This is a genomic window from Albidovulum sp. (assembly GCF_049646345.1).
Classification (GTDB): Bacteria; Pseudomonadota; Alphaproteobacteria; order Rhodobacterales; family Rhodobacteraceae; genus Albidovulum.
The window spans coordinates 1-2676 of the sequence record NZ_JBARVQ010000080.1 but is presented as its reverse complement, the minus strand read 5'-3'; the positions used below and the strand labels follow the sequence as shown (position 1 = coordinate 2676).

Sequence of the window (2676 nt, the reverse complement as noted above, 5' to 3'; positions counted from 1 at the left end):
AGAAAATAAACGGGCTGCATTGTTACAAAAAGCGCAGCGATTATCCGCGCCCGCGCATCAATGAACAACAAGACGGCTATTGTTAACATATCGGCCACAGCGACCATTTGGGGCGCTGAAGCAAAGGCAACCGTGGCCGCGAAGTTGGCAACCATGATTGCCGATAGCCGCCCGCGATCAATCAGGACCGCGAGCGCCAAGGCAGAAACATAGAGGTACTGCGACCAGTCCACTATCTGCGTCCACCGCCGCCGCCAAAGACCATAATGCCGCCGTCATCGTAGGCTTCGGCCAGCGAATCCGAGGCGTCAGCATGAGCCGCGATCAAAGCGCCGCGAATCTCGGTCGCCCGCCCCTCAAGGCGCATCGCAGCGTTTGCGGGCATCGCGCGCCCTGCATCGCGGTTGATTTTTGCCAGACGCCGCATATTCCCGGCGATTTCACGCAGTGCGTCTTTCGCTGCGCCCAGCGCCTCTTGTGTTTCTTTCACCAGTGCCTTTTCGGCAATATTCAGATCAGCCATTTGTTTTCCTTATACGGTTCTGTTTTGGTCAGCGCCAAGTTTCGGCGCGGCGTGGTTGATGGTATTGCCGAAAGCGTCTATGTCCCAATCCCCAATCGGAACAAGCGGGTATGCTGCTTTGAGCGCGTTGACTTCGGTTACCATGTTTCGCGTTGTCATCGTTAGAATTATAGACGAGGCGTCCGTTGGTGACCAATCGCCATTTGCGAAGTCCTTATATATCGTGGGGAGGTTGGTGTTAAAGACGTTGGAAGTCGGGAACTTCCCGGCGGCCCCGGTGAAATCCCCCGCGTCGATATTCCCGTGCGTTGGCCCTGAATAACCATCGTGCGTCACAAGGTTATTCCTGGCTGTCATCGGCCCTTGCGCATCACCGGGGATGATAATGCCGTGCGCTTCGTTGTTATCCACAAATGAAGTCAGACCTGAGTCGTCAGGGTAAAGCGCAAGGTGGCCGCCGGGGGCAACGCCGTCGGTCACAACCGGAAGTGAGTTGTTGAAGCAATAGAATGTCCCAGTCGCGCCCTGCATGACCAGCTTGCGGCTGTCCAGATCTACGCCCGCCGTGTTGTATTTGCTGTCACAAGGTGCCCAATTGTAGGCCACGCATGGGTTGGTGACGTTTTGCGCCGTGAAATAGCCTTGGCACCGGACGAACGTATTGCCCCACCAAAGCGGGCGGTCCCCTGAGATATAGACGTTGCCCAAGTTGCCGTGCGCCCGGAATCCACAATCTTCATGGTAGTTGTGGAGAAACATAAAATAGCTGGTTCGGTATGCCTTTGACCCGGCGCTGCCGCATCGCTTGAATACGTTTCGGCGTTGCAGCACGTTGTTTTGGGTGACAAGCGAGCCGTTGGGGAATGTCCCGTGCGCGCTGCAATCCTCAAAGGTGTTATATTGGATCGTCGCATCGTCTGACCGGATAAGGTGCAGCGCCGCCGCATGTTGATAGCCGAGGTTTACAAAGCCGCGCGCCTTGCATCGCTCAACCGTCAGGCCGGTTGTGGTGTTGCCGTTGCTCACGTCACGGATGAATGAGCCTTCGGTTGTCCCATCGCCGGAAGCCCCTTCGAAGTCCATGCCGCCGATGTACATATTCGCGCCGCTATCGGGCAGGGTGATAATGTGCGCCCGCGCCGCGATGCTGATCTTGTCGATGTTTGCCGGGTTGAGGGGATAAACGTAAAGATCGAATGTCGCCCCATTGTCGATGGTGAAATAGGTTCCCGAAACCATCGCCGGTCCTACGTTGACAATGGCGTATTTGGTGCGCCCTGACCCGTCTTGCGTCCGACCGCCCGCGACGGTGATGGAATTACCCGCCACGTTGGCCGCCGTAATGTCTTGGATCGGGTATTCATTAGGCGAAACGATGATGCGCACCTTCGCCGCGAGCAATTGCGCGTCGGTATACTTCGCCGCCGTGATAACCGTAGGGTCATTGACGCCGACAACGGTTGTCCCTGATTTCAGGATGCTGCCGCCGTTTGCCGCCGCGTCATGTGCAAGCGACTCATCTTCCTGCGACCATATGCGCGTCGGGTCGGCCCGGTCGGAGCTTGGGAACAGGGGGACATGATTTTCCATCACATTGAGGCCGACAAGCAATGTCGCGGAAGTGGCGGACCGGGCGATGCCGGTTTTTTTGTAAACGGGGCTGCTCGCCACGCCCAAGACAGAGCCAAGCACAGCCGCATCGCCCGCCGTACATTGGACAAAGCCGGTGACCGGCTCTTGTGCCGACACAAGGGGCCGATCCGTCCCCCAGCCTGTTACGGTCAGGTCAGACTTATAGGTGAATGCCTCTCGGTAAACGCCAGTGTCCTTTACGCGGATCGTTTGCCCCGCCGTGGCCGCCGCAACCGCAGCCGTAAGGGTCGTAAAATCCCCCGCGCCAGTCGCGTCAACGACATGATCGCCAGTTGTCGGATAAGCGAAAGTGGCTTCCTGACCACGCCAGCCGTATGGATCGTCCGGGAAAGCGGCGCTTGGGCCAGCCGAGTTGGTCGCAAAGGTCAGTGCATCGCCGGTAATCGCCGCGCAATCATTGCCAGCCAGGTCTTGCACCGCGCCCACCGACACGCGCACGGAAACATCAATGCCGCTCGCCAAAGCCCCTGTCGGGTTGATAATGACGCTGCTGCCAGAGA

Annotated in this window: 3 protein-coding genes; all 3 read right to left on the bottom strand. The window is 58.0% G+C overall.

Annotated elements, in window-relative coordinates; translation table 11 throughout:
• Positions 1-233: hypothetical protein (locus WBB85_RS02055; RefSeq protein WP_432636959.1), on the bottom strand; the 233-nt coding region annotated here is incomplete at its 3' end.
• Complete coding sequence (locus tag WBB85_RS02050) at positions 233-523, bottom strand: hypothetical protein (protein ID WP_432636958.1); 291 nt, start codon at positions 521-523, stop codon at positions 233-235. The genes WBB85_RS02055 and WBB85_RS02050, both read right to left, overlap by 1 nt.
• 9 nt (positions 524-532) lie before the next feature.
• Positions 533-2676, bottom strand: a 2144-nt coding sequence (locus WBB85_RS02045) for a hypothetical protein (RefSeq protein WP_432636957.1), incomplete at its 5' end; no start/stop codon positions are given.